This window comes from Streptomyces mirabilis (assembly GCF_018310535.1).
Classification (GTDB): domain Bacteria; phylum Actinomycetota; class Actinomycetes; order Streptomycetales; family Streptomycetaceae; genus Streptomyces.
Genome location: NZ_CP074102.1, coordinates 7,028,539 through 7,049,223 on the forward strand (window position 1 = coordinate 7,028,539; position 20,685 = coordinate 7,049,223).

Here is a 20,685-nt window from a genome sequence, read left to right on the forward strand (position 1 = left end):
CGGGGCTTCGCCCCGCATCCCCCGCCCGCCCGACGCTCTTCGGATGCCGGGCGGTGGGGCGCCGGGGCGCAGCCCCGTGCCCCGGGGGCGCGGGGAACTGCGCGCCAAGCCCCCACTCACCCGCAGCCAACTAGCCCACCCGGGGTCGGCGGGGGCGGGATCAAACAGCCTCGGCGCCGTCAGCCGTCAGCCGTCAGCCGTCAGCCGTCTCCCGTCACCCTCCCGAACTGCTCCGTCAACCCGTCCAGCAACGCCCCGAGCCCCACCTCGAAGGCCCGCTCGTCCACCTTCTCCTGCTGCTCGGCGAGCAGGTGGGCCTGCCCGAGGTGGGGATAGTCGGCGGGGTCGTACGCACTCTCGTCGTCGACGAAACCGCCGGCGAAGGACCCGAGGGCGGAGCCCATGATGAAGTAGCGCATCAGGGCGCCGATCGACGTGGCCTGGGCCGGTGGCCAGCCGGCGTCGACCATCGCGCCGAAGACGGCGTCCGCGAGGCGCAGCCCGGCGGGTCGGCGCCCGGGACCGCGGGCGAGGACCGGGACGATGTTCGGGTGGTCGCGCAGCGCCGCCCGATAGGACACGGCCCAGTCGTGCAGGGCGGTACGCCACTCCCGCCCGTCCTCGAACATCGACAGGTCGACCTGCGCGCTCACGGAGTCCGCGACCGCTTCCAGGATCTGGTCCTTGGTGCGGAAGTGGTTGTAGAGGGAGGGCCCGCTCACGCCCAGTTCGGCGGCGAGCCGCCGCGTGGAGACGGCGGCCAGACCCTCCGCGTCCACCAGGGCCCGTGCCGTGTCGACGATCCGGTCGGTGCTCAGGAGGGGCTTGCGCGGTCGGGCCATGGCGCACATAGTAGGGCTGCGGACTTAAACTAGCAGTGCTAATTTAGCTTTTCGAATGTACGGCTTTCAAGTGGGGTGACCGTCATGAACCTGGAGCTCAGCGAGGAGCAGACCGCCGTCCGGCAACTCGCCAAGGACTTCGTGGACCGCGAGATCGCCCCTCATGTCGTCGAGTGGGACCGCGCGGAGGAGGTCGACCGCTCGCTCGTGAAGAAGCTCGGCGAGGTCGGCTTCCTCGGGCTCACCGTCGACGAGGAGTACGGCGGCAGCGGCGGCGACCACCTCGCCTACTGCCTCGTGACGGAGGAACTGGGCCGCGGTGACTCCTCCGTGCGCGGCATCGTCTCCGTCTCACTCGGTCTCGTGGCCAAGACGATCGCGTACTGGGGGAGTGAGGAGCAGAAGCGGCAGTGGCTGCCGGGGCTGACCTCCGGCGCGTACGTGGGCTGCTTCGGTCTCACCGAGCCCGGCACCGGCTCGGACGCGGGCAACCTGACGACGAAGGCCGTGCGCGACGGCGACGACTACGTCATCAACGGCACCAAGATGTTCATCACCAACGGGACCTGGGCCGATGTCGTCCTGCTCTTCGCCCGCTCCACCGACGCGCCCGGCCACAAGGGCGTCTCCGCCTTCCTCGTGCCGACCGACACCCCCGGCCTGACCCGCCGCACCATCCACGGCAAGCTCGGCCTGCGCGGCCAGGCCACCGCCGAACTCGTCCTGGAGGACGTACGCGTACCCGCGAGCGCCCTGCTCGCGCCCGAGGGCAAGGGGTTCTCCGTGGCCATGTCGGCCCTGGCCAAGGGCCGGATGTCGGTCGCGGCCGGGTGTGTCGGCATCGCCCAGGCGGCCCTGGACGTCGCCGTGCGGTACGCGACCGAGCGGGAGCAGTTCGGGAAGACCATCGCGCACCACCAGCTCGTCCAGGAACTGATCAGCGACATCGCCGTCGACGTGGACGCGGCGCGGCTGCTGACCTGGCGGGTCGCCGATCTCGTCGACCGCGGACTGCCCTTCGCCACGGAGTCGTCGAAGGCAAAGCTCTTCGCCTCCGAGGCCGCCGTGCGCGCCGCGAACAACGCCCTCCAGGTCTTCGGCGGCTACGGCTACATCGACGAGTACCCGGCGGGCAAGCTGCTGCGCGACGCCCGTGTGATGACCCTCTACGAAGGCACCAGCCAGATACAGAAGCTGGTCATCGGGCGTGCGCTGACGGGGGTTTCCGCCTTCTGAGTACGCCCGCACGCGGTACTGAGTACGTGGGCGGATGCGGCGGCGGCCGCGTCCGCCGACCCTTGTCCCCATGAGTGAGACACCCGTCAAGCATCTGAACACGGCGGCCTTCTACGGCCAGGCCGTGGCCTCCTTCTCCGTCGCCATGGTGGCGACCGCCGTCGGCATCTACAAGCTGCACGCCGACGCCTGGGTGCGCGCCTTTCTGGCCATCGCCGTCCTCTATCTGGTGACGTCGTCCTTCACGCTGGCCAAGGTGATCCGTGACCGTCAGGACGCGGGCGCCGACCGGGCACGCTAAGCGCCCGCTCACCTTCGGCGGTATGGTGTACCTCCTGTCAGCGAGAGGGGCGAACCAGCGATGAGTACGGCGGAGGAGACGGCCGGCGGCGAGATGCAGCCGTGGGCCGAGGTCACCCCGGACGCGGCCCGGCGGCTGCTCGTCGCCGCCGTCGAGGCCTTCGCCGAGCGCGGATACCACGCGACGACGACCCGGGACATCGCGGGCCGCGCGGGCATGAGCCCCGCCGCGCTCTACATCCACTACAAGACCAAGGAAGAGCTGCTCCACCGCATCAGCCGGATCGGGCACGACAAGGCGCTCGACATCGTGCGCGGCGCGGCGCAGGGCGGCGGCAGCGCCGCCGAGCGGCTCACCGACGCCGTGCGGTCCTTCGTGCGGTGGCACGCCGGGCAGCACACCACCGCGCGGGTCGTGCAGTACGAGCTGGAAGCCCTCGGACCCGAGGCGCGGGCGGAGATCGTCGCGCTGCGGCGGCAGACCGACGCGGCCGTGCGCGGCATCATCGAGGACGGCGTTGCGGCCGGCGACTTCGACGTGCCGGACGTGCCGGGCACCACGCTCGCCGTGCTCTCCCTCTGTATCGACGTGGCCCGCTGGTTCAACGTCGACGGGCCCCGTACGCCCGACGAGGTCGGCGCGCTCTACGCCGACCTCGTACTGCGCATGGTCGGGGCCAAGGAGTAGCGGCCCCGGGGCGCGTGCGGGGTGCTCAGACGTAGTAGCGCGACACCGACTCGGCGACGCATACCGGCTTGTCGCCGCCCTCGCGCTCCACGGTGAAGGCCACGGACACCTGGACACCGCCGGGTACGTCCTCGACGCCGGTGATCTTCGCGGTGGCGCGCAGCCGTGAGCCGACCGGTACGGGGGCGGGGAAACGGACCTTGTTCGTCCCGTAGTTGACGCCCATCTTCACGCCTTCGACCTTGATCAGCTGAGGGCCGAAGAGCGGGAGCAGCGACAGGGTGAGGTAGCCGTGCGCGATCGTCGTGCCGAAGGGGCCGGTCGCGGCCTTCTCGGGGTCGACGTGGATCCACTGGTGGTCGCCGGTCGCCTCCGCGAAGAGGTCGATCCGCTTCTGCTCGATCTCGACCCAGTCGCTGTACCCCAGCTGCTCGCCCACCGCGGCCCGCAGTTCGTCGACCGTCGCGAACGTCCTCGGCTCTGTCATCTTCCCGACCTCCCACGTCTCCATGTCTAAGCAACTGCTTAGCATGGTCGGGCGCGGGGCGCATGTCAACGGACCGGACGTGTGACGAAGTAGGTAGGGTTGGAGGGGTGCCCCAGATCCCTGAGAAGATCCACGAGCTGACCGTCGGCCAGCTGTCGGCCCGCAGCGGCGCCGCCGTCTCCGCCCTGCACTTCTACGAGTCCAAGGGCCTGATCAGCAGTCGGCGCACCACCGGCAACCAACGCCGCTACCACCGCGACGCGCTGCGCCGTGTCGCCTTCGTCCGGGCCGCCCAACGCGTCGGCATCCCCCTCGCCACCATCCGCGAGGCGCTCGCCGAACTCCCCGAGGAGCGCACCCCGACACGCGAGGACTGGGCCCGGCTGTCGCAGGCCTGGCGTTCCGAACTGGAGGACCGGATCAAGCAGTTGAGCCGGCTGCGGGATCACCTGACCGACTGCATCGGGTGCGGCTGTCTGTCCCTCGAGAACTGCGTGCTGTCCAACCCGGACGATGTCTTCGGCGAGCGTCAGGCGGGCTCCCGGCTCATGGTGGAGCGCGTCACCGCGCGGCCGAAGCCGCGGCAGTCACCGGGGTCGCAGCAGTCGCAGCAGACGGCCGAGGAGTGCTGTTGAGGGGCACCCCTCGGCCCCGTGGCCGGGCGGAACCGGCTCTCGTGCCGCGATCGCCCCGGCCGCCCGTCACTCGTACTCCGTGCCGCCCTTGCGCGTCAGATACGCCGGGCTGACCGCCTTCGCGATGGCCCGGCCGCCGGTCACCGGGCTGTAGCGCTCGGCGGCGGGGCGTATCACGACGCCCTCCCGCAGATGCAGTGCGCGCCCGGACACGGTCTCCCGGCCCGAGGCGACCTCCAGGACGCGGTCGATGTCGTACGGGCCCTCGTACAGCCGTGGCACCAGCGGCAGTTCGCCGTCGAGGAGCGCCGCCGCGTCCAGCCAGCGGACCTCGCCGGCGATCTCCGCGGACACGTCGAACACGGCGTAGCCGAGGGACTCGCGGCGGCCGTCGGCGCCGTACGACAGGTCCTGCACACCCGCCCCGTACACCTCGCCGAAGATGCCGACCCGGCGGGCGCCGAGCCGTTCGGCGAGCCGGGCCGCGGCCGCCGCGACGCCGTGGGCGTGGACGGCGCGCCAGTACAGATTGCGGGGATCCTCCTTGAGGGCTAGGGACTTGGCGCCGAAGCCCTTGGAGGAGACGTACACGCGGTCCTGGTCGGCGACGTGGGTCAGCAGGCAGGCCGAGCCGTGCAGCTTCTCCGTCAGGACGACGTTCTCGCCCGGCGCGAAGATGTCCGGGTACCGCTGGATGTTCTCGATGTCGACCCAGGGCAGCAGATCGGGCGCGGACTCGACGTCACCGTTCATGGTGGGCGGGATCGGCGGCACCCACTTGACGATGCCGAGCGCCTCGGCGAAGTCGGTGCCGTCCGCGGCGGCCCGCGCCAGGTCGACGTCGGCCAGCGCCTTCGGGCGGCAGACGATGCCCTGCGACAGCTCACCGCGCAGGCGTACGGCCTTGACGCGGTCCGAACCGGGGCCCGCGAGGCGTCCGGTCAGGCCCAGCTCCTCGATGAGAGTGGTGGGGAGCACGGACTGCTCGGGGATGTAGACGGCACTCTCGCCGGTGCGGTAGGCGCCCTTGGCGACGACGGCTCGGTACAGGCCCACCTGGGCCAGTTCGAGCGCGTCGGCGTTCGGATGCTCATGGACGGTCAGCACTTCGGCGGTGACGCGCAGCGTCGACATCGGGACTCCTCGGGTTCCGCGGGTACCTCAACGGGGTTTCATCGAGCCCAACTGTCCCGAGGAGAAAGAGCTGGAGCGAACGGATTTGCGCCTGCTAGCGTCGGCCACCGGGTGTCTTCAGTGGCGCCCCCGTCGAGGTCAGCGCCCCGCCAGGGGCGCGGGGAACTGCGCGCCCAGCCACACATGACCCCGCAGCCGACGACTCACCCGCAGTTCCCGTAACCCGGCCGACCCCGGCCCCCGCCCCCCGTTCAACCCGGCGGAGCGCTCACGCAGAGACCAGCAACCGCCCGCGCCTGGCCTCCGCCAGCGCCTCGGGCGTGAGAACGGGCCGCGGTACGACGATTCCGCAATCCGTGCAGACGGGACCCGACGACGGTTCGTGGGCCAGGTCGTACTTCCAGGTGAGGCGCTCACCGGTGCAGACCGGACAGACCGTGCCCGGCTCGCGCTCCAGCGCGGCGATCAGCCGGCGCAGCACCTCGGCCAGTGATTCGTGGGGGTGGATCCGTGGATCGTCGCACCACGCGACGCCGAATCCGCCCCAGGTCAGCCGATGCCAGTCGTCCACGCTGCCCGGCCGGCGCAGCCCGTCGTGCTTCTCCTTCTTGCGGCGCTGGGCGAACTCGACCTCGTAGGCGAGCCAGACGGAGCGGGCCTCCTCCAACTCGTCCAGTGCGGCCACGAGCCGCGCTGGATCGGGGGACCGGTCCTCGGGACCGAACCCGGCCCGGGAACAGAGATGGTCCCAGGTCGCCCGATGCCCGTAAGGGGCGAACCTCTCCAGGCACTTGCGCAGTGAATAGCGTCGCAGTGCCAGATCATTCCTCGGATCTCGCGCCTGTCTCGCCAGACTCCGAAAACCCGCCATCGCCCTGCACCTCCGTCACACCTGCACCTGTACTTCGGTCACTTCGGCGTTGCCGTCCCAGGGACGTCGCCGAGTAGACGTATCGACACGCGATTCGGCTCCATCCAATTTCCGATGAGCGCCATAAGTCACCGGCCGAACTACTCCCTCCGGCCTACCTCCCCTCGCTGTCAGCCACCTGTTGAAAAGCCTGTGGGCCGGGATGCCGGGGTGTCGCCGGATCCGCATGACCCGTCGATCTCTAAACGGCTCGTGACCTCTGAACAGCTCAGTGATCGTTGAAAAGTTGACGCATGTTCATCTTCCAACTCGGGGATACCGGCGGTAACGTCCGGCCCACCCCCGTCGGTAGGAGCAGCCATGCCACGGCGCACCGCACGCACCGCACTCGACAGACTGAGAACTCCCCGCAGATTCCCCAAGTTCCTGGGGGCGGCATCCATCTGTGCTCTCATAGCCGCCCTGCTGTCCCCGCTGACCCAGGCGGCGGCCGCCGACAGCACGGCCGCGCTCGCCGCCAACGACTACTGCGGCGGCCAGTGTTCCGACATCCTCCCGCCCGGTCAGAACGGCAACGCCACCCTCGCCCAGATCCTCCTCAACCAGGCCTTCGGCATCCAGCCCGACCACGCCGAGGACCAGCTCGGCCCCTACAGCAACCTGGCCTCGGGCGCCGCCACGCTCACCGACGCCAAGATCAACGACTTCTTCAACGACGCGTCCTTCGGGGTCGCCTCCGACCAGGTCGCCTCCACCACCGCACCCGGCGGACGCACCGACGTGACGATCGTCCGCGACAAGAAGACCGGTGTGCCGCACATCACCGGCACCACCCGCTACGGCACCGAGTACGGCGCCGGGTACGCCGCCGCCCAGGACCGGCTGTGGCTGATGGACGTCTTCCGGCACGTCGGACGCGGCCAGCTGACCTCCTTCGCCGGTGGGGCCTCCTCCAACCAGGGCCTGGAGCAGGAGTTCTGGCGCAACGCGCCCTACGCCGAGGCCGATCTGCAGACCCAGATCGACAACGCCATCGCGAACAACGGCGCCCGCGGTCAGCAGGCCCTCGCCGACGCCAACGCCTACATCGACGGCATCAACGCGTACATCGACGCCTCCGACAGCGGCCGCTACTTCCCCGGTGAGTACGTCCTGACCGGCCACAAGGACTCCATCACCAACGCCGGCACCATCGACCACTTCAAGATCACCGACCTGGTCGCGCTGGCTTCCGTCATCGGCTCGCTCTTCGGCTCCGGAGGCGGCGGCGAGGTCAACAACGCCATCTCGCTGCTGGCCGCCCAGTCCAAGTACGGCGTGACCGAGGGCACCAAGGTCTGGGAGTCCTTCCGCGAGCGCAACGACCCCGAGGCGGTGCTCACCGTCCACAACGGCGAGAGCTTCCCGTACGCCTCGAAGCCCGACACCGCGCAGGGCGAGGCCCTGCCCGACGCCGGCTCGGTGACCCAGGAGCCACTGGTCTACGACCGCACCGGCAGCGCGGCCACCGCCACCGCCACCAGCGCCTCGGCGACGGCGGCCGCCACCACCCTCACCTCCGCGAAGCGCGGGATGTCCAACGCCCTCGTGGTGAGCGGCAAGTACACCGCCAGCGGTCACCCCATCGCCGTCTTCGGGCCGCAGACCGGCTATTTCGCGCCACAGCTCCTCATGCTCCAGGAAATCCAGGGACCAGGCCTCAGCGCGCGCGGCGCCTCCTTCGCGGGCCTGAGCATGTACGTCGAACTCGGCCGCGGCCAGGACTACTCCTGGAGCGCGACGACCTCCGGCCAGGACATCATCGACACGTACGCCGTCGAACTGTGCCAGGACGACATCCACTACCTGTACCACGGCACCTGCACCGCCATGGACAAGGTCGAGCGGACCAACGCCTGGAAGCCGACCACGGCCGACGGCACCGCGGCGGGCTCGTACCGTATGCAGGTCTACCGGACCAAGTACGGTCCCGTGGAGTACCGCGCGACGGTCGGCGGCAAGAAGGTCGCGTACACGACCCTGCGCTCCTCCTACATGCACGAGGCCGACTCGATCATCGGCTTCCAGATGCTCAACGACCCGGACTACGTGAAGAGCCCGGGGACGTTCCAGAGCGCGGTGCAGCACATCAACTACACCTTCAACTGGTTCTACGCCGACTCCTCGCACACCGCGTACTACAACAGCGGTGACAACCCGGTGCGGGCGGCCGGCGTCGACGCCGAGTTCCCGGTCTGGGCGCAGGCCGCGTACGAGTGGCAGAACTGGGACCCGACGACGAACACCGCCTCGTACACCCCGCCGTCCGCACACCCCAACTCCATCGACCAGGACTACTACATCTCCTGGAACAACAAGCAGGCCAAGGACTACACCACGGCCCCCTGGGGCGACGGTTCCGTGCACCGCGGGAACCTCCTGGAGGACCGGGTGAAGAAGCTGGTCGCCGCGGGCGGGGTGACCAGGTCCTCGCTCACCAAGGCGATGGCCGACGCCGCGCTGGCCGATCTGCGGGCCGAGGACGTGCTGCCGAAGCTGCTCAAGGTCATCAACAGTTCGACGGTCACGGACACCACGGCCGCGGCGGCGGTGACCAAGCTGTCCGACTGGGTGACGGCCGGAGCCAAGCGCAAGGAGACCTCGGCCGGCTCGAAGGCCTACGCCAACGCCGACGCGATCCGCATCCTGGACGCCTGGTGGCCGCTGCTGGTGAAGGCCGAGTTCGAACCCGGTCTCGGCACCGACCTGTACACGGCCTTCTCCAACAACCTGCCCATCGACGAGTCCCCGTCGGCCGCGCACGGCCCGACCGGCGCGCACGCCGGAAGCTCCTTCCAGTACGGCTGGTGGAGCTATGTCGACAAGGACATCCGGGCGGTCCTCGGTGAGTCGGTGCAGGGCGGACTGTCGCAGAAGTACTGCGGCGGCGGCAGCCTCAGCGCCTGCCGGGACGCCCTGATCAGCACGCTCAAGACGGCCGCCGGTCTGACCGCCGCCCAGGTCTACCCGGGCGACGACCAGTGCTCGGCGGGCGACCAGTGGTGTGCCGACTCGATCGTCCAGCGGACGCTCGGCGGTATCAAGCACGGCAAGATCACCTGGCAGAATCGGCCGACCTACCAGCAGGTGGTGGAGTACACGTCGCACCGGTGACCCCGGGGCGCTTCGGAGACTCCCCGGCGGCGGGTCATTGAACGCGGCCCGCCGCCAGCACCACCTGGGCCAGCTCCCGGTGGCAGATGTCGCTGTGGGCCCCGCACGGGGGCCCGCCGCGGTTCACCACCGCGCACGCGTCGACGTTCACGCACCCCGACACCGGCAGCTGCGCGCGCAGCGCGTCGGCGAGCGTGAACGTCTTCGTGCCCTCCACCGCCTGCACCCCGTCGTGTCCCATCGCGCCCCAGCGGGCACCCAGGAGATGTCCGGGGTCGAGGTCGATCCCCAGCACCGAACGGTCGTCGTCCGCCATCCGGGAGGCCAGCGGATAGATCGTGCCGAGCGCCGTGTCGAAGTGGGAGTAGCAGCACACCAGGGGGCCGTCGACGCGGCTGTGCAGACCGTGCAGCGCGCCGCTCGTCCGCGGGTCGCCGGGCAGTTGCGCGGCGAACGCGTAGTGCGAGAAGGCCCCTTGGAGCAGCGTCACGGACTTCACCGTGCGCACGCCCTCAGGCAGTCCGCGCAGTGCGAAGGAGACGAGCCGTCCGCCGAAGCTGTGCCCGACCAGGTGCACGCGCACCCCGGGCGCGGCGGCCGCGAGCTGCCCGAGCGCGCGCCCGAGCCCACGCTCACCCACCGTGCCCGCGCGCCGCTTCATGGCGTAGTAGGTGGCCTGGCGCAGCAGTTCGCGCGCCCCGTCCCAGGGCCGCGGCAGCGCGAAGGTCTCGCCGGGAGCCGCCATCCCGGCCAGCGCCTCGGCGAACTCGCCGCACACCGTGGCCGTGTCCCCGAAGAGCATCGCGGGGTCGCCCTGCGGTGCGCCCTCCCCGAGCGTGTCCGCGGCGAAGGCGGCCTGCGGTCCCTGCGGCGGTACCTCCACGAGCAGCCGCACCAGACGCCCGAACTCCTCCAACGAGGCTCCCTCGTCCGGCTGTTGGTCCAGCAGGCGCGCGATCTGCTCGACGACCGTGGCCCGCCCCGGGAACACCTCCAGGAGCGCGTGCCGGGTGTCCTTGTCGAGCGCGGCGCGGGCGGCGGCGGGCGCGTCGGTGGAGACCGCGGCGACCACCGACCGGGGAAAATCGGGGATCGGCTCGTCCGAGAACCGCATCGAGGGCCACACCACACCGACGTAGCCCAGACGCGCGTGCGGCGCGAGGTCGGGGACGGGCGCGAAGAACTGGCTGTAGAGGCGGGTCGCGCCGGAACGGTCGTTGTTCCAGCCGTGCGCGAAGACGATCAGATCACGCACTCCGCGCCGGGGCACCTCCGCGAGCAGCCGGTCCCTTTCCCGGCCGCCCACGTCCCCGTCCGCGTCGAAGGTCAGCTCCCAGTAGGGAGAAACACTGACTGCCGGATCCGCCATGGCAAGCCCCCTCGTCCCCCGAAGGCGGTGCGATGTGGGCGCATCGTCCTACCGGGGGCGAAGATTGGCCATACGTCACGACCCAACCGGGGAAAAGAAGTTCTTTCCGCTCATCCGTAGAGAAGATATTCTTTCCGGATCCGCTGGAAGGCCTTCAACTCGTCCTGCCAGGCGGCCACGACCTCGTCGGCCGTCGCCCCCGCGTCGATCATCGTGCGCACGCTCGTGGAGCCGGTCAGCTTGTCGATCCAGTCGTCCGAGCGCCAGGCGAAGCCGCTCCAGATCTTCTTGGCGGTCACCAGGAGCGCGATTCCGGTGCGGACGGGGTCGTACGCGGCCCGGTCGTGCACATGGATCTGCACGCCGCCGATCGTCTTTCCCTGGAACTTGGAGAAGGTCGGAGCGAAATACGCCTCCCTGAAGCGCACGCCCGGGACCTTGAGCCCGTTCGCCTCCAGAGCCCATCGGCCGTCGATGCCCTCCGCGCCCAGCAGTTCGAACGGGCGGGTCGTACCGCGCCCCTCCGACAGGTTCGTCCCCTCGAAGAGACACGTTCCGGAGTACACCAGGGCGGTGTCGGCCGTCGGCATGTTCGGGCTCGGCGGCACCCAGGGCAGGCCGGAGGCGTCGTAGAAGTCCGACCGCTTCCAGCCCGACATCAGTACGGTGGTCAGCTCCACCGGCGCCGCCAGGAACTCCCCGTTGAACAGCCGCGCCAGCTCCGCCACCGTCATCCCGTGCGTCTGCGCGATGGGCTGCCGCCCGACGAACGTCGCGAACTCCTTGTGCAGTACCGGGCCCTGGGCGGCCCGTCCGGTCACCGGGTTCGGCCGGTCCAGCACCACGAAGCGCTTGCCCGCGAGCCGGGCCGCCTCCATGCAGTCGTACAGCGTCCAGATGTACGTGTAGAAACGCGCGCCCACGTCCTGGATGTCGAAGACGACGGTGTCCACGCCGGAGGCGGTGAAGACGTCGGCGAGAGGCTTGCCGCTCTTGAGGTACGTGTCGTAGACCGGGAGTCCGGTCGCCGGGTCGTCGTAGCGGCCCTCGGAGCCGCCGGCCTGCGCGGTGCCGCGGAAACCGTGTTCCGGGCCGAAGACGGCGGTCAGCTCGACGTGGGGGTCGGCGTGCATGACGTCGACGATGTGACGAACGTCTCTGGTGACGCCGGTGGGGTTCGTGACGACGCCGACGCGCCGTCCTTGGAGGGCGGCGTAGCCGCTCGCCTGGAGCTGCTCGAAGCCGGTGCGGAGGGGGTTGGCATGGGAGGTCGTGGCGAGGGTGGTGGGGGTTGCCGCGAGGGCGGCTGTGGTGGTGGCCGTGGCTGTGGCTGTGAGGAGGGCTCGGCGGGAAGGGCGCATGGGGGGACCTCCGTGATCGCGGAAGGCTGGCACGGGCACGGTAGGCGCTCCCGCAGGTCGTTCGTAAGCAGCGAGCCGGTCGCGGCTTGTCGTGCCGACGCGGCGGAGCCGCATCAACGCCACAGCGCGGCGCCCCCGAGGGGCACCCCTTCCCTCGCTACATACCGACTGGTTAGTCTGGGGTCGCAGCTGAGCCGTGTTGTGTCGCGTCGTGTCGAAGGAGACCGATGGTGGAAGCCGTGCAGGATGCGGGAGTGGTCGTCACCGGGGCCGGAGGCGGCATCGGGGCCGCGCTGGCCCGTCGATTCGCCGCCGAGGGGGCCCGGGTCGTCGTCAACGACCTGGAGGCCGCCAAGGCGAAGGCCGTGGCCGAGGAGATCGGGGCGATCGCGGTTCCCGGCGACGCGTCCGCGATCGTGGCCGAGGCCCGGGACGCCCTCGGAGGCACCATCGACGTCTACTGCGCCAACGCGGGCCTCCCCTCGGCCGGCAGTGAGTCGGCCGACGAGAAGGTCTGGGCGCTCGCCTGGGACGTCAACGTGATGGCGCACGTCCGGGCGGCCCAGGAGCTGCTCCCGGCCTGGCTGGAGCGCGGCAGTGGCCGGTTCGTCTCCACCGTCTCCGCCGCCGGACTGCTCACCATGATCGGCGCCGCGCCCTACAGCGTCACCAAGCACGGTGCGTACGCCTTCGCCGAGTGGCTGTCGCTGACGTACCGCCACCGCGGTCTGAAGGTGCACGCGATCTGTCCGCAGGGCGTGCGCACCGACATGCTCGACGCCACCGGCAGCGCGGGCGACCTGGTCCTCCAGCCGACCGCCATCGAGCCGGAGGCCGTCGCGGACGCGCTGTTCGCGGGGATCGAGGAGGACCGCTTCCTGATCCTGCCGCACCCCGAGGTCGCCGGGTACTACCAGGTGCGCGCCACCCAACCGGACCACTGGCTGTCGAACATGAACCACATCCAGCAGAAGTGGGAGGCGACCCGGTGACCACCTACGCCGACCGCCCTTGGGTGGCCCTCCTCAACGACGCCCAGAGCGGACCGGTGAGCCCGGCCGACTCCCTGGTGCACGCCCTGCGCGGCGCCGTGGCGGACGCCCCGGACCGCGCCGCGCTCGCCTACTTCGACGGGCGGCTGAGCTACCGCGAGGTGGACGAGCTGAGCGACTCCGTCGCCGGGCACCTCGCCGCCCGCGGTCTGGAGCGCGGTGACCGCGTCGCGATCCTGCTCCAGAACTCCCCGCACTTCGTGCTCGCGCTGCTCGGCGCCTGGAAGGCGGGCGCGACCGTCGTGCCGGTCAACCCGATGTACAAGTCGGGAGAGGTCCGCCACGTCCTGCACGACGCGAACGTACGCGCCCTGGTGTGCTCCGACCGCGCGTGGGAGTCGTATCTGCGCGAGACGGCCGCCGACTCGGCCGTGAGTGTCGTCCTCACCGGCTGTGAGTTGGATTTCCAGACTCGGGGCGACGCGCGTGTGCTGACCTTCGAGCGGCTGCCACAGGCCGCGGACGCCGACGACCTGGCGGCGGTCGCCCGGGCGGGCCACAAGGCCCCCGCGGGGCGTGACGCGGAGCCCTCCGACATCGCGCTGATCAGCTACACCTCGGGGACGAGCGGCACCCCCAAGGGGGCCACCAACACGCACGGCAACATCATGTACAACGCCGAGCGGCAGCGGACGGGCCTCGGGCTGCCCGAGGCGCCCGTCTACTTCGCGATGGCGCCCCTGTTCCACATCACCGGGATGGTCTGCCAGCTCGCCGCCTGCCTCAACAGCGCGGGCACGCTCGTCCTCGCCTACCGCTTCGAGGCGGGGGTCGTCCTCGACGCGTTCGCCGAGCACAGGCCGCTGTACACGGTCGGCCCGTCGACCGCCTTCATGGCACTCGCGGCGCATCCGGCGGTCACGCCGGACCACTTCGCCTCCTTCGTGAACATCTCCTCGGGCGGCGCGCCACTGCCGCCGGCTCTGGTGGAGAAGTTCCGGGCGGGCTTCGGGCCCTACATCCGCAACGGCTACGGACTCACCGAGTGCACCGCCCCCTGTGCCTCCGTACCGCCGCACCGGGAGGCCCCCGTCGACCCGGTCTCCGGCACGCTGGCCGTCGGTGTGCCGGGCCCCGACACGGTCGTACGCATCGTCGACGACCAGGGCCAGGAGGTGCCCTTCGGTGAACAGGGCGAGATCCTCGTACGAGGCCCCCAGGTCGTGCCCGGCTACTGGCGCCGACCCGAAGCCACCGCCGAGACTTTCCCGGACGGTGAGCTGCGCACCGGCGACATCGGATTCATGGACCCCGAAGGCTGGCTCTACGTCGTCGACCGCAAGAAGGACATGATCAACGCGTCCGGCTTCAAGGTGTGGCCCCGAGAGGTCGAGGACGTGCTCTACACGCACCCCTCGGTCCGGGAGGCGGCCGTCGTCGGCATCCCCGACGGCTACCGCGGCGAGACCGTGAAGGCCTACATCAGCCTGCGGCCCGGCGCGGACGAGGACCCCGACGCGCTCGCCGCGTACTGCAAGGAGAGACTGGCCGCCTACAAGTATCCGCGGCATGTGGAGATCCTGCCCGAGCTGCCGAAGACGGCGAGTGGCAAGATCCTCCGTCGGGAACTGCGTTCCCGTCCCCAGGACTCTCAGTAGACGACCAGTAGACGACGCGTTTCACCGGACAAACGCTTGAAAGGCAGGTGGCGGCAGTGCCCAGGACGACGGACGGAGACGGTACGCCCGTCCCGCAGCGGCTCTTGGCCGCCGCCACCAGGCTCTTCGCCGAGCAGGGCTACGACCGCACATCCGTGCAGGAGATCGTGGAGGCGGCGGGCGTCACCAAGGGCGCGCTTTACCACTACTTCGGCTCCAAGGACGACCTCCTGCACGAGGTGTACGCGCGTGTGCTGCGGCTTCAGCAGGAGCGGCTGGACGCGTTCGCCGATGCCGAGGCGCCGGTCGAGGAGCGGTTGCGGGGTGCCGCCGCCGACGTCGTCGTCACCACGATCGACAACCTCGACGACGCGGCGATCTTCTTCCGCTCCATGCACCACCTCAGCCCCGAGAAGGACAAGCAGGTGCGCGCCGAGCGCCGCCGCTACCACGAACGCTTCCGCGCGCTCGTGGAGGAGGGCCAGAAGAAGGGCGTCTTCTCCACCGCCACCCCGGCCGACCTGGTCGTCGACTACCACTTCGGCTCGGTGCACCACCTGTCGACCTGGTACCGCCCCAACGGTCCCCTCACCCCCCAGCAGGTCGCCGACCACCTGGCGGACCTGCTGCTGCGCGCGCTGCGGCCGTAGTCCCTCGGCTGCGGTGAGCGAGGGCTTGTCGCACGGTTCCCCACGCCCCTTCAGGAGCGCGGGGAACCGTGCGATCTTTTGCGGGGGTCTGGGGGCGCAGCCCCCAGGGGACGGGAATGGGCAGGGGCGGCGGGGGCGAAAAGCCCGCCACCGCCCCACCGGACCGTACGGTCACACGTACTTCTTGATCTCCCGTCGCGCCAGCGACCGCTGGTGCACCTCGTCCGGGCCGTCCGCGAGCTTCAGCGTGCGCGCGCTCGCCCACAGCTCGGCCAGCGGGAAGTCCTGACTGACACCGCCCGCACCGTGCAGCTGGACCGCCTTGTCGAGGATGTCGACGACCGTGCGCGGGGTGGCGATCTTGATGGCCTGGATCTCGGTGTGGGCGCCCCTGTTGCCGACGGTGTCCATCATCCAGGCGGTCTTCAGGACCAGGAGGCGGAGCTGTTCGACGGCGACGCGCGCGTCCGCGATCCAGTTCTGGACCACGCCCTGCTGGGCGAGCGGCTTGCCGAAGGCCGTACGGGACACGGCCCGGCGGCACATCAGCTCGATCGCCCGCTCGGCCATGCCGATCAGCCGCATGCAGTGGTGGATACGGCCCGGGCCGAGCCGCGCCTGGGCGATGGCGAAACCGCCGCCCTCCTCGCCGACGAGGTTGCTCACCGGGACGCGGACATGGTCGAAGACGACCTCCGCGTGCCCGCCGTGGGAGTGGTCCTCGTAGCCGTACACCTGCATGGCGCGCCGGACTTCGAGCCCCGGGGTGTCGCGTGGGACCAGGACCATGGACTGCTGGCGGCGGATGTCCGGCCCGTCCGGGTCCGTCTTGCCCATCACGATGAAGATCTTGCAGTCGGGGTTCATCGCCCCGGAGATGTACCACTTGCGGCCGGTGATCACGTACTCGTCACCGTCGCGCTCGATGAGCGTGGTGATGTTGGTGGCGTCGGAGGAGGCCACCTCCGGTTCGGTCATCGCGAACGCCGAGCGGATCTCACCGGCGAGCAGCGGCTCCAGCCACTGCTTCTTCTGCTGCTCGTCGCCGAACTGCGCGAGCACCTCCATGTTGCCGGTGTCCGGCGCGGCGCAGTTCAGCGCGGTGGGCGCCAGGTGCGGGCTGCGGCCGGTGATCTCGGCGAGCGGCGCGTACTGGAGGTTGGTGAGCCCGGCGCCGTACTCCGCGTCGGGCAGGAAGAGATTCCACAGGCCCTGCCTGCGGGCCTCCGCCTTCAACTCCCCGACCACGGCCGGCGTGTCCCACGGCGAGGCCAGCGAGGCGCGCTGCTCCTCCGCCACCGCCTCCGCCGGGTAGACGTACTCGTCCATGAAGGCGAGCAGCTTCCCGCGCAGTTCCTCGGTGCGCGCGTCGAATGCGAAGTCCATGACGGATCAGCCTTCCTGAAGAGTGGTCAGACCGTGCTCGATGAAGAACGGGACCAGTTCACCGATGCGGTCGAAGCCGGCGCCGACCGTCTGGCCGAGCGTGTAGCGGTAGTGGATGCCCTCCAGGATCACGGCGAGCTTGAACCAGGCGAACGCGGTGTACCAGGCGACGTCGGACACGTCGCGCCCCGAGCGCGCGGCGTACCGTTCGACGATCTCGGCCGGGTCCGGGTGCCCGGCGGCCGAGGCGGTCGTGCTGATGGGGGAGTCGGGCAGGTCCAGCGGCGCGCTGTACATCACCAGCAGGCCCAGGTCGGTGAGCGGATCGCCGAGCGTGGACATCTCCCAGTCCAGGATCGCCTTGATCCGGTCGTCCTCGCCGATCAGCACGTTGTCGAGCCGGTAGTCGCCGTGCACGACGGAGGGTGCGGGGGAGCGCGGCAGCTCACGGCCGAGGGCGGCGTGCAGTTCGTCGATCCCGGCGAGCTCACGGTTCCTGGAGGCGTCCAGCTGCTTGCCCCAGCGGCGCAGTTGCCGGTCGAGGAAGCCCTCGGGGCGCCCGAAGTCGGCGAGGCCCACGGCGGCGGGGTCGACGGCGTGCAGTTCGACGAGCGTGTCGACGAGCCCGAGCACCGCGTCCCGGGTGCGCTCCGGGCCGAGCGGGGCGAGCTGCTCGGCGGTGCGGTACGGGGTTCCGACCACGAACTCCATGACGTAGAAGGGCGCGCCCAGCACCTCCTCGTCCTCGCACAGCAGCACCGGACGCGGTACGGGGACGGCGGTCGGGTGCAGCGCGCTGATGACCCGGTGCTCGCGCTTCATGTCGTGCGCGGTGGCCAGTACGTGCCCGAGCGGGGGCCGTCGGACGACCCAGCTCGTGGTGCCGTCCGTGACCGCGTACGTGAGGTTCGACCGTCCGCCCTCGATCAGCCGGCCGGTCAGCGGGCCGTGCACCAGACCGGGCCGCTCGCCGTCGAGCAGGCCACGCAGTCGGTCGAGGTCGAGACCTGGCGGGTGGTCGGGACTCATCATTTCTCCTGCACGCCGGGAAACGGGACATGACCATGATGCCGACCAGTCGGTATGTCGTCCAGCGCCCGGACGAAACGTGATCGGCGTCTCCCTCCGGGGGCCGGGGGAGACGCCGGGGCGTGCTTGCCTCTAGTGGTCGTCCCAGTGGCCGTCGTGCTCGGCGTGGCGGTGGCCGTCGTGCAGGTAGTCGACGTGGTCGCCGTGCGCGACCGTGGGGTGCCCGCAGCCCTCGCCGTGCCGGTGGCCGTGCTCGTCGTGCGCCGTGTGGCCGCTCGGCTCGCACTCGTCCCAGTGCCCGGAGTGCTCCCGGTGCAGATGTCCGTCGTGCGCGTAGTCGACGTGGTCCCCGTGCGGCACGGCGGTGTGCCCGCAGTCCGGGCCGTGGGTGTGCTCGTGGGTCGGGTGCTCCAGGTGAAGGGTGGTCATGATGCTCACCTTCGTGAGTGGCGTGAAATGACGGCTCAGGCTAGCGCCAGAAAGATCCGCATCCATCACTATTTGCACCATTAAGCCCCATTTGATCCGTCTTAGAACACCAGTGCCACCGCGCACACGGCCAGGGCGACGGTGCACAGGGTCGCCGCCGTCGCGTGCCGCGGTGCGAGTGCGGGCGGGCCGTCGGTGCCGGACGTCGCGAGCACCCGGATACGCCGGTGCGCGAGCGCCAGGAAGCCCAGCCACAGTGCGCAGCACAGGGCGCAGGCCGCCACGTCGATCGCCGATGGGCCGCCGTGCAGTGCCGCCTTCGCCGCGAGGACCGCGGCGACGGTGCTCGACAGGGTCGTACGCCGCCACGCGAGCCGCGTACGCTCCGGCTGCAGCCCCGGGTCCCGCTCGGCACGGTGCTGCGGGCCGGGCACGGTCACCCTTCCCAGCCGACGAGGACGACGACGACCATCGCGATGGCCACGATCGCGACGGCGATGCTCAGCAGCGCCGGGAAGCGCGACACGGGAAGGTCCTCCCCGCGGCGCATCGCGCGCTCGCAGCGCACCCAGTGATTGACGGCGCGCAGAGAGCAGAGCACGCCCGCCGCCAGCAGGGCCAGCGCGAGGCCGACCCGCCAGCCCCAGCGCAGGTCCGGCAGGAACTGATCCACGGCGAAGCCCCCGCCGATCAGCGCCAGCGCGGTGCGCAGCCAGGCGAGGAAGGTCCGCTCGTTCGCCAGCGAGAACCGGTAGTCGGGTGTGACGCCCTCCTGCCGGACCTCCTCGGGCGCGAACCACAGCCGGACGTTCCGTACGAATTCGATCACGTCATCGACCCTACCGGGGTCCGGCGGGGGCTCAGTCGGTGCCCGTCGCCCGGTAGTCCTTCAGGCGCTCGTACGCCGCCAGACCGTCCGGCACCCACGTCCAGTCCGTCAGGCGCCGCTCCACCTCCTCCTCGGTGAGGAAGTCGTGCCAGGCGACCTCCTCCGTCTGGGGGTCCACCGGGAGCTCGCAGCGGACCTCGTAGACGGCCGACCACCAGGTCTGGCCGGAGCCGTTGTCGTAGAGGAACTTGAAGAGGGGGACGGGCCCAGGGAGCCCGCAGACCCCGAGTTCCTCCTCGGCCTCGCGCAGGGCCGCGGAGTCGTAGGACTCGCCCGCGCCCACGACCCCGCCGACGAACATGTCGTACAGGGAGGGGAAGACGAGCTTGGTGGGCGTGCGGCGGTGGACGAAGAGCCGGCCCCGCGCGTCCCTGGCCTGGATGAACACGCAGCGGTGGCGAAGACCGCGCGCGTACGCCTCGCCGCGCGGGGACTGCCCGATGACCACGTCGTTCTCGTCCACGATGTCGAGGATCTCGTCAGCGGCGCTCATGGCCCCATCCAAGCAGCCGCAGGCGTCGGGCGCGGTGCGCGCCGTCCGTGCGGCCCGACGCGGCGCCGGCGGGCGCCCTCAATGCGGCTGGAGGTCCCGTACCGACTCGGTCTTGGTGGTGCCCGACGGCATCGCGGGGTGCATGCCCAGCAGGACGATTCCCGCCACGATCGCCGCGAGTCCCGCCGCTTCCCAGGTGAGTGCCCCCACGTCCGTGCGCAGCTCGTCCCCGAGGAAGCCCACGCCGCACACGATTCCGGCCAGCGGCTGGGCGGCGGTGAGCGCGGGCAGCGACATCCGCAGCTCCGCCGTCTCGAAGGCGCTCTGCACCAGCACAAGGCCCGTCACCCCGAGCACCAGCACCCCGTACGGCTGCCAGCCGGTCAGCAGCTCACTCCAGCTGCCGGCTCCGAACCGCTCCCCGCTGACCCGGGTGAGCGCGTCCTGCACGCCGTACAGCAGCCCCGCGGCCAGCGCGAGCAGGACGGGCGCCGCGCTCAGCCGGGAGCGCTTGGCGTAGGTGGTGAGCAGCAGCGCGAGCCCGATCATGATCCCGATGATCAGCCAGTGCCGCAGCGGATCGGTCACCGAGTCGCCGCCCTTGGGCTTGCCCGCCACGATGAACGCCGTGACCCCGCCCGCGAGCAGGACGAGGCCCGCCCAGCCCTGGCGGCCCAGGGGGTGCTTGGTCTGATGGCGGGAGAGCGCGAGCGCGAAGAGCAGGTTGGTCGCGAGGAGGGGTTCCACCTGGGAGATCTCGCCCTTGCCCAGGGCGACCGCGCCGAGGATCATGCCGCACACCATGAGCCCGATGCCGCCCAGCCAGCGGGGCACCCGGATGAGGTCGAGCAGCAGGCGCGGGGAGAGGAAGTCGCTCAGCGGAGCGTGCGAGGCGGCGTTCTGCTGGAGCACGAAACCGAAGCCCAGACAGCAGGCCGCGCTCACCGAGAGGATCAGAACGAGAACCGACACGCTGGGTACCTCGAAACATCGGGAGTCTGAGCGGGTCACGCGCGCGTATTCCCGCCGACTGTAGTGCCATCGACCGGGCCCTGCCCACGGGAGTACCCGGAACCGGGCAGT

21 protein-coding genes are annotated in these 20,685 nt (G+C 70.6%); 8 read left to right on the forward strand and 13 right to left on the reverse strand.

Annotated elements, in window-relative coordinates; all coding sequences use genetic code 11:
- Window positions 1–200: 200 nt before the first annotated feature.
- The gene (locus tag SMIR_RS31000) at window positions 201–842 is read right to left on the reverse strand and encodes a TetR/AcrR family transcriptional regulator (protein ID WP_168490239.1); all 642 of its coding nucleotides are present in this window, start codon (window positions 840–842) and stop codon (window positions 201–203) included.
- A gap of 84 nt (window positions 843–926) precedes the next feature.
- Between SMIR_RS31000 and SMIR_RS31005 the strand changes: the two genes are divergently transcribed.
- The 3 genes from SMIR_RS31005 to SMIR_RS31015 all read left to right on the forward strand — a co-directional run bounded on the left by SMIR_RS31005 (window position 927) and on the right by SMIR_RS31015 (window position 3,066).
- Complete coding sequence (locus tag SMIR_RS31005) at window positions 927–2,078, forward strand: acyl-CoA dehydrogenase family protein (protein WP_168490238.1); 1,152 nt, start codon at window positions 927–929, stop codon at window positions 2,076–2,078.
- 70 nt (window positions 2,079–2,148) lie between these two features.
- Complete coding sequence (locus SMIR_RS31010; protein ID WP_168507636.1) at window positions 2,149–2,379, forward strand: YiaA/YiaB family inner membrane protein; 231 nt, start codon at window positions 2,149–2,151, stop codon at window positions 2,377–2,379.
- 60 nt (window positions 2,380–2,439) lie between these two features.
- Window positions 2,440–3,066, forward strand: coding sequence for a TetR/AcrR family transcriptional regulator (locus SMIR_RS31015; RefSeq protein WP_168490237.1), 627 nt, complete (start codon window positions 2,440–2,442; stop codon window positions 3,064–3,066).
- A gap of 25 nt (window positions 3,067–3,091) precedes the next feature.
- On the opposite strand, the gene SMIR_RS31020 is transcribed toward SMIR_RS31015, so the two are convergent.
- On the reverse strand, window positions 3,092–3,553 hold the full coding sequence (locus tag SMIR_RS31020; RefSeq protein WP_168490236.1) for a MaoC family dehydratase: 462 nt from the start codon (window positions 3,551–3,553) through the stop codon (window positions 3,092–3,094).
- A 107-nt stretch (window positions 3,554–3,660) separates the two neighbouring features.
- On the opposite strand from SMIR_RS31020, the gene soxR reads away from it, so the two are divergent.
- The gene (gene soxR, locus SMIR_RS31025; protein WP_168490235.1) at window positions 3,661–4,188 is read left to right on the forward strand and encodes a redox-sensitive transcriptional activator SoxR; all 528 of its coding nucleotides are present in this window, start codon (window positions 3,661–3,663) and stop codon (window positions 4,186–4,188) included.
- 66 nt (window positions 4,189–4,254) lie between these two features.
- Here the strand turns inward: soxR and SMIR_RS31030 are convergent, their stop codons facing one another.
- The gene (locus tag SMIR_RS31030) at window positions 4,255–5,322 is read right to left on the reverse strand and encodes an RNA ligase (ATP) (RefSeq protein WP_168490234.1); all 1,068 of its coding nucleotides are present in this window, start codon (window positions 5,320–5,322) and stop codon (window positions 4,255–4,257) included.
- Between the two features lie 268 nt (window positions 5,323–5,590).
- Window positions 5,591–6,193: a hypothetical protein gene (locus tag SMIR_RS31035; RefSeq protein ID WP_168490233.1), complete on the reverse strand. Its 603-nt coding sequence runs from the start codon at window positions 6,191–6,193 to the stop codon at window positions 5,591–5,593.
- Between the two features lie 360 nt (window positions 6,194–6,553).
- Here SMIR_RS31035 and SMIR_RS31040 point away from each other — a divergent pair, with 360 nt between their 5' ends.
- On the forward strand, window positions 6,554–9,346 hold the full coding sequence (locus SMIR_RS31040) for a penicillin acylase family protein (RefSeq protein WP_212727654.1): 2,793 nt from the start codon (window positions 6,554–6,556) through the stop codon (window positions 9,344–9,346).
- Between the two features lie 34 nt (window positions 9,347–9,380).
- On the opposite strand, the gene SMIR_RS31045 is transcribed toward SMIR_RS31040, so the two are convergent.
- On the reverse strand, window positions 9,381–10,715 hold the full coding sequence (locus SMIR_RS31045; protein WP_168490231.1) for a serine-threonine protein kinase: 1,335 nt from the start codon (window positions 10,713–10,715) through the stop codon (window positions 9,381–9,383).
- 110 nt (window positions 10,716–10,825) lie between these two features.
- Window positions 10,826–12,076 carry an exo-beta-N-acetylmuramidase NamZ family protein gene (locus SMIR_RS31050; RefSeq protein ID WP_212727655.1) on the reverse strand — a complete coding sequence of 417 codons (1,251 nt, stop codon included), beginning with the start codon at window positions 12,074–12,076 and terminating at the stop codon, window positions 10,826–10,828.
- Between the two features lie 227 nt (window positions 12,077–12,303).
- On the opposite strand from SMIR_RS31050, the gene SMIR_RS31055 reads away from it, so the two are divergent.
- The 3 genes from SMIR_RS31055 to SMIR_RS31065 are packed head-to-tail and all read left to right on the forward strand — an operon-like array spanning window position 12,304 to window position 15,376.
- Window positions 12,304–13,068 (forward strand): SDR family oxidoreductase, encoded by a 765-nt coding sequence (locus SMIR_RS31055; RefSeq protein ID WP_212727656.1) that lies wholly within the window; start codon window positions 12,304–12,306, stop codon window positions 13,066–13,068.
- Window positions 13,065–14,726, forward strand: coding sequence for a class I adenylate-forming enzyme family protein (locus SMIR_RS31060; protein WP_168490228.1), 1,662 nt, complete (start codon window positions 13,065–13,067; stop codon window positions 14,724–14,726). The genes SMIR_RS31055 and SMIR_RS31060 overlap by 4 nt, the downstream gene beginning before the upstream one ends.
- Window positions 14,727–14,782: 56 nt before the next feature.
- Window positions 14,783–15,376 (forward strand): TetR/AcrR family transcriptional regulator, encoded by a 594-nt coding sequence (locus tag SMIR_RS31065; protein WP_168490227.1) that lies wholly within the window; start codon window positions 14,783–14,785, stop codon window positions 15,374–15,376.
- A 171-nt stretch (window positions 15,377–15,547) separates the two neighbouring features.
- Here the strand turns inward: SMIR_RS31065 and SMIR_RS31070 are convergent, their stop codons facing one another.
- The 7 genes from SMIR_RS31070 to SMIR_RS31100 all read right to left on the reverse strand — a co-directional run bounded on the left by SMIR_RS31070 (window position 15,548) and on the right by SMIR_RS31100 (window position 20,574).
- Window positions 15,548–16,762 (reverse strand): acyl-CoA dehydrogenase family protein, encoded by a 1,215-nt coding sequence (locus tag SMIR_RS31070; RefSeq protein WP_212727657.1) that lies wholly within the window; start codon window positions 16,760–16,762, stop codon window positions 15,548–15,550.
- A gap of 6 nt (window positions 16,763–16,768) precedes the next feature.
- Window positions 16,769–17,791, reverse strand: coding sequence for a phosphotransferase family protein (locus SMIR_RS31075; protein ID WP_168500931.1), 1,023 nt, complete (start codon window positions 17,789–17,791; stop codon window positions 16,769–16,771).
- 132 nt (window positions 17,792–17,923) lie between these two features.
- Window positions 17,924–18,220, reverse strand: a complete 297-nt coding sequence (locus SMIR_RS31080) for a hypothetical protein (RefSeq protein WP_168490225.1) — start codon at window positions 18,218–18,220, stop codon at window positions 17,924–17,926.
- A gap of 101 nt (window positions 18,221–18,321) precedes the next feature.
- Window positions 18,322–18,660: a DUF202 domain-containing protein gene (locus SMIR_RS31085; RefSeq protein ID WP_248002864.1), complete on the reverse strand. Its 339-nt coding sequence runs from the start codon at window positions 18,658–18,660 to the stop codon at window positions 18,322–18,324.
- On the reverse strand, window positions 18,657–19,049 hold the full coding sequence (locus SMIR_RS31090) for a YidH family protein (protein ID WP_168490224.1): 393 nt from the start codon (window positions 19,047–19,049) through the stop codon (window positions 18,657–18,659). The genes SMIR_RS31085 and SMIR_RS31090 overlap by 4 nt, the downstream gene beginning before the upstream one ends.
- Window positions 19,050–19,080: 31 nt before the next feature.
- Window positions 19,081–19,602: an NUDIX hydrolase gene (locus SMIR_RS31095; protein ID WP_168490223.1), complete on the reverse strand. Its 522-nt coding sequence runs from the start codon at window positions 19,600–19,602 to the stop codon at window positions 19,081–19,083.
- Between the two features lie 78 nt (window positions 19,603–19,680).
- Window positions 19,681–20,574 (reverse strand): DMT family transporter, encoded by an 894-nt coding sequence (locus SMIR_RS31100; protein WP_101406058.1) that lies wholly within the window; start codon window positions 20,572–20,574, stop codon window positions 19,681–19,683.
- Window positions 20,575–20,685: the final 111 nt, after the last annotated feature.

Bases quoted from the DNA above. Each gene is read 5' to 3' on its own strand.
- SMIR_RS31020 (WP_168490236.1), bottom strand. From the start codon at position 3,553: ATGACAGAGCCGAGGACGTTCGCGACGGTCGACGAACTGCGGGCCGCG.
- SMIR_RS31010 (WP_168507636.1), top strand. From the start codon at position 2,149: ATGAGTGAGACACCCGTCAAGCATCTGAACACGGCGGCCTTCTACGGC.
- SMIR_RS31045 (WP_168490231.1), bottom strand. From the start codon at position 10,715: ATGGCGGATCCGGCAGTCAGTGTTTCTCCCTACTGGGAGCTGACCTTC.
- SMIR_RS31075 (WP_168500931.1), bottom strand. From the start codon at position 17,791: ATGAGTCCCGACCACCCGCCAGGTCTCGACCTCGACCGACTGCGTGGC.
- SMIR_RS31040 (WP_212727654.1), top strand. From the start codon at position 6,554: ATGCCACGGCGCACCGCACGCACCGCACTCGACAGACTGAGAACTCCC.
- SMIR_RS31080 (WP_168490225.1), bottom strand. From the start codon at position 18,220: ATGACCACCCTTCACCTGGAGCACCCGACCCACGAGCACACCCACGGC.
- SMIR_RS31050 (WP_212727655.1), bottom strand. From the start codon at position 12,076: ATGCGCCCTTCCCGCCGAGCCCTCCTCACAGCCACAGCCACGGCCACC.
- SMIR_RS31070 (WP_212727657.1), bottom strand. From the start codon at position 16,762: ATGGACTTCGCATTCGACGCGCGCACCGAGGAACTGCGCGGGAAGCTG.
- SMIR_RS31035 (WP_168490233.1), bottom strand. From the start codon at position 6,193: ATGGCGGGTTTTCGGAGTCTGGCGAGACAGGCGCGAGATCCGAGGAAT.
- SMIR_RS31030 (WP_168490234.1), bottom strand. From the start codon at position 5,322: ATGTCGACGCTGCGCGTCACCGCCGAAGTGCTGACCGTCCATGAGCAT.
- SMIR_RS31000 (WP_168490239.1), bottom strand. From the start codon at position 842: ATGGCCCGACCGCGCAAGCCCCTCCTGAGCACCGACCGGATCGTCGAC.
- SMIR_RS31005 (WP_168490238.1), top strand. From the start codon at position 927: ATGAACCTGGAGCTCAGCGAGGAGCAGACCGCCGTCCGGCAACTCGCC.
- SMIR_RS31015 (WP_168490237.1), top strand. From the start codon at position 2,440: ATGAGTACGGCGGAGGAGACGGCCGGCGGCGAGATGCAGCCGTGGGCC.
- SMIR_RS31055 (WP_212727656.1), top strand. From the start codon at position 12,304: ATGGTGGAAGCCGTGCAGGATGCGGGAGTGGTCGTCACCGGGGCCGGA.
- SMIR_RS31095 (WP_168490223.1), bottom strand. From the start codon at position 19,602: ATGAGCGCCGCTGACGAGATCCTCGACATCGTGGACGAGAACGACGTG.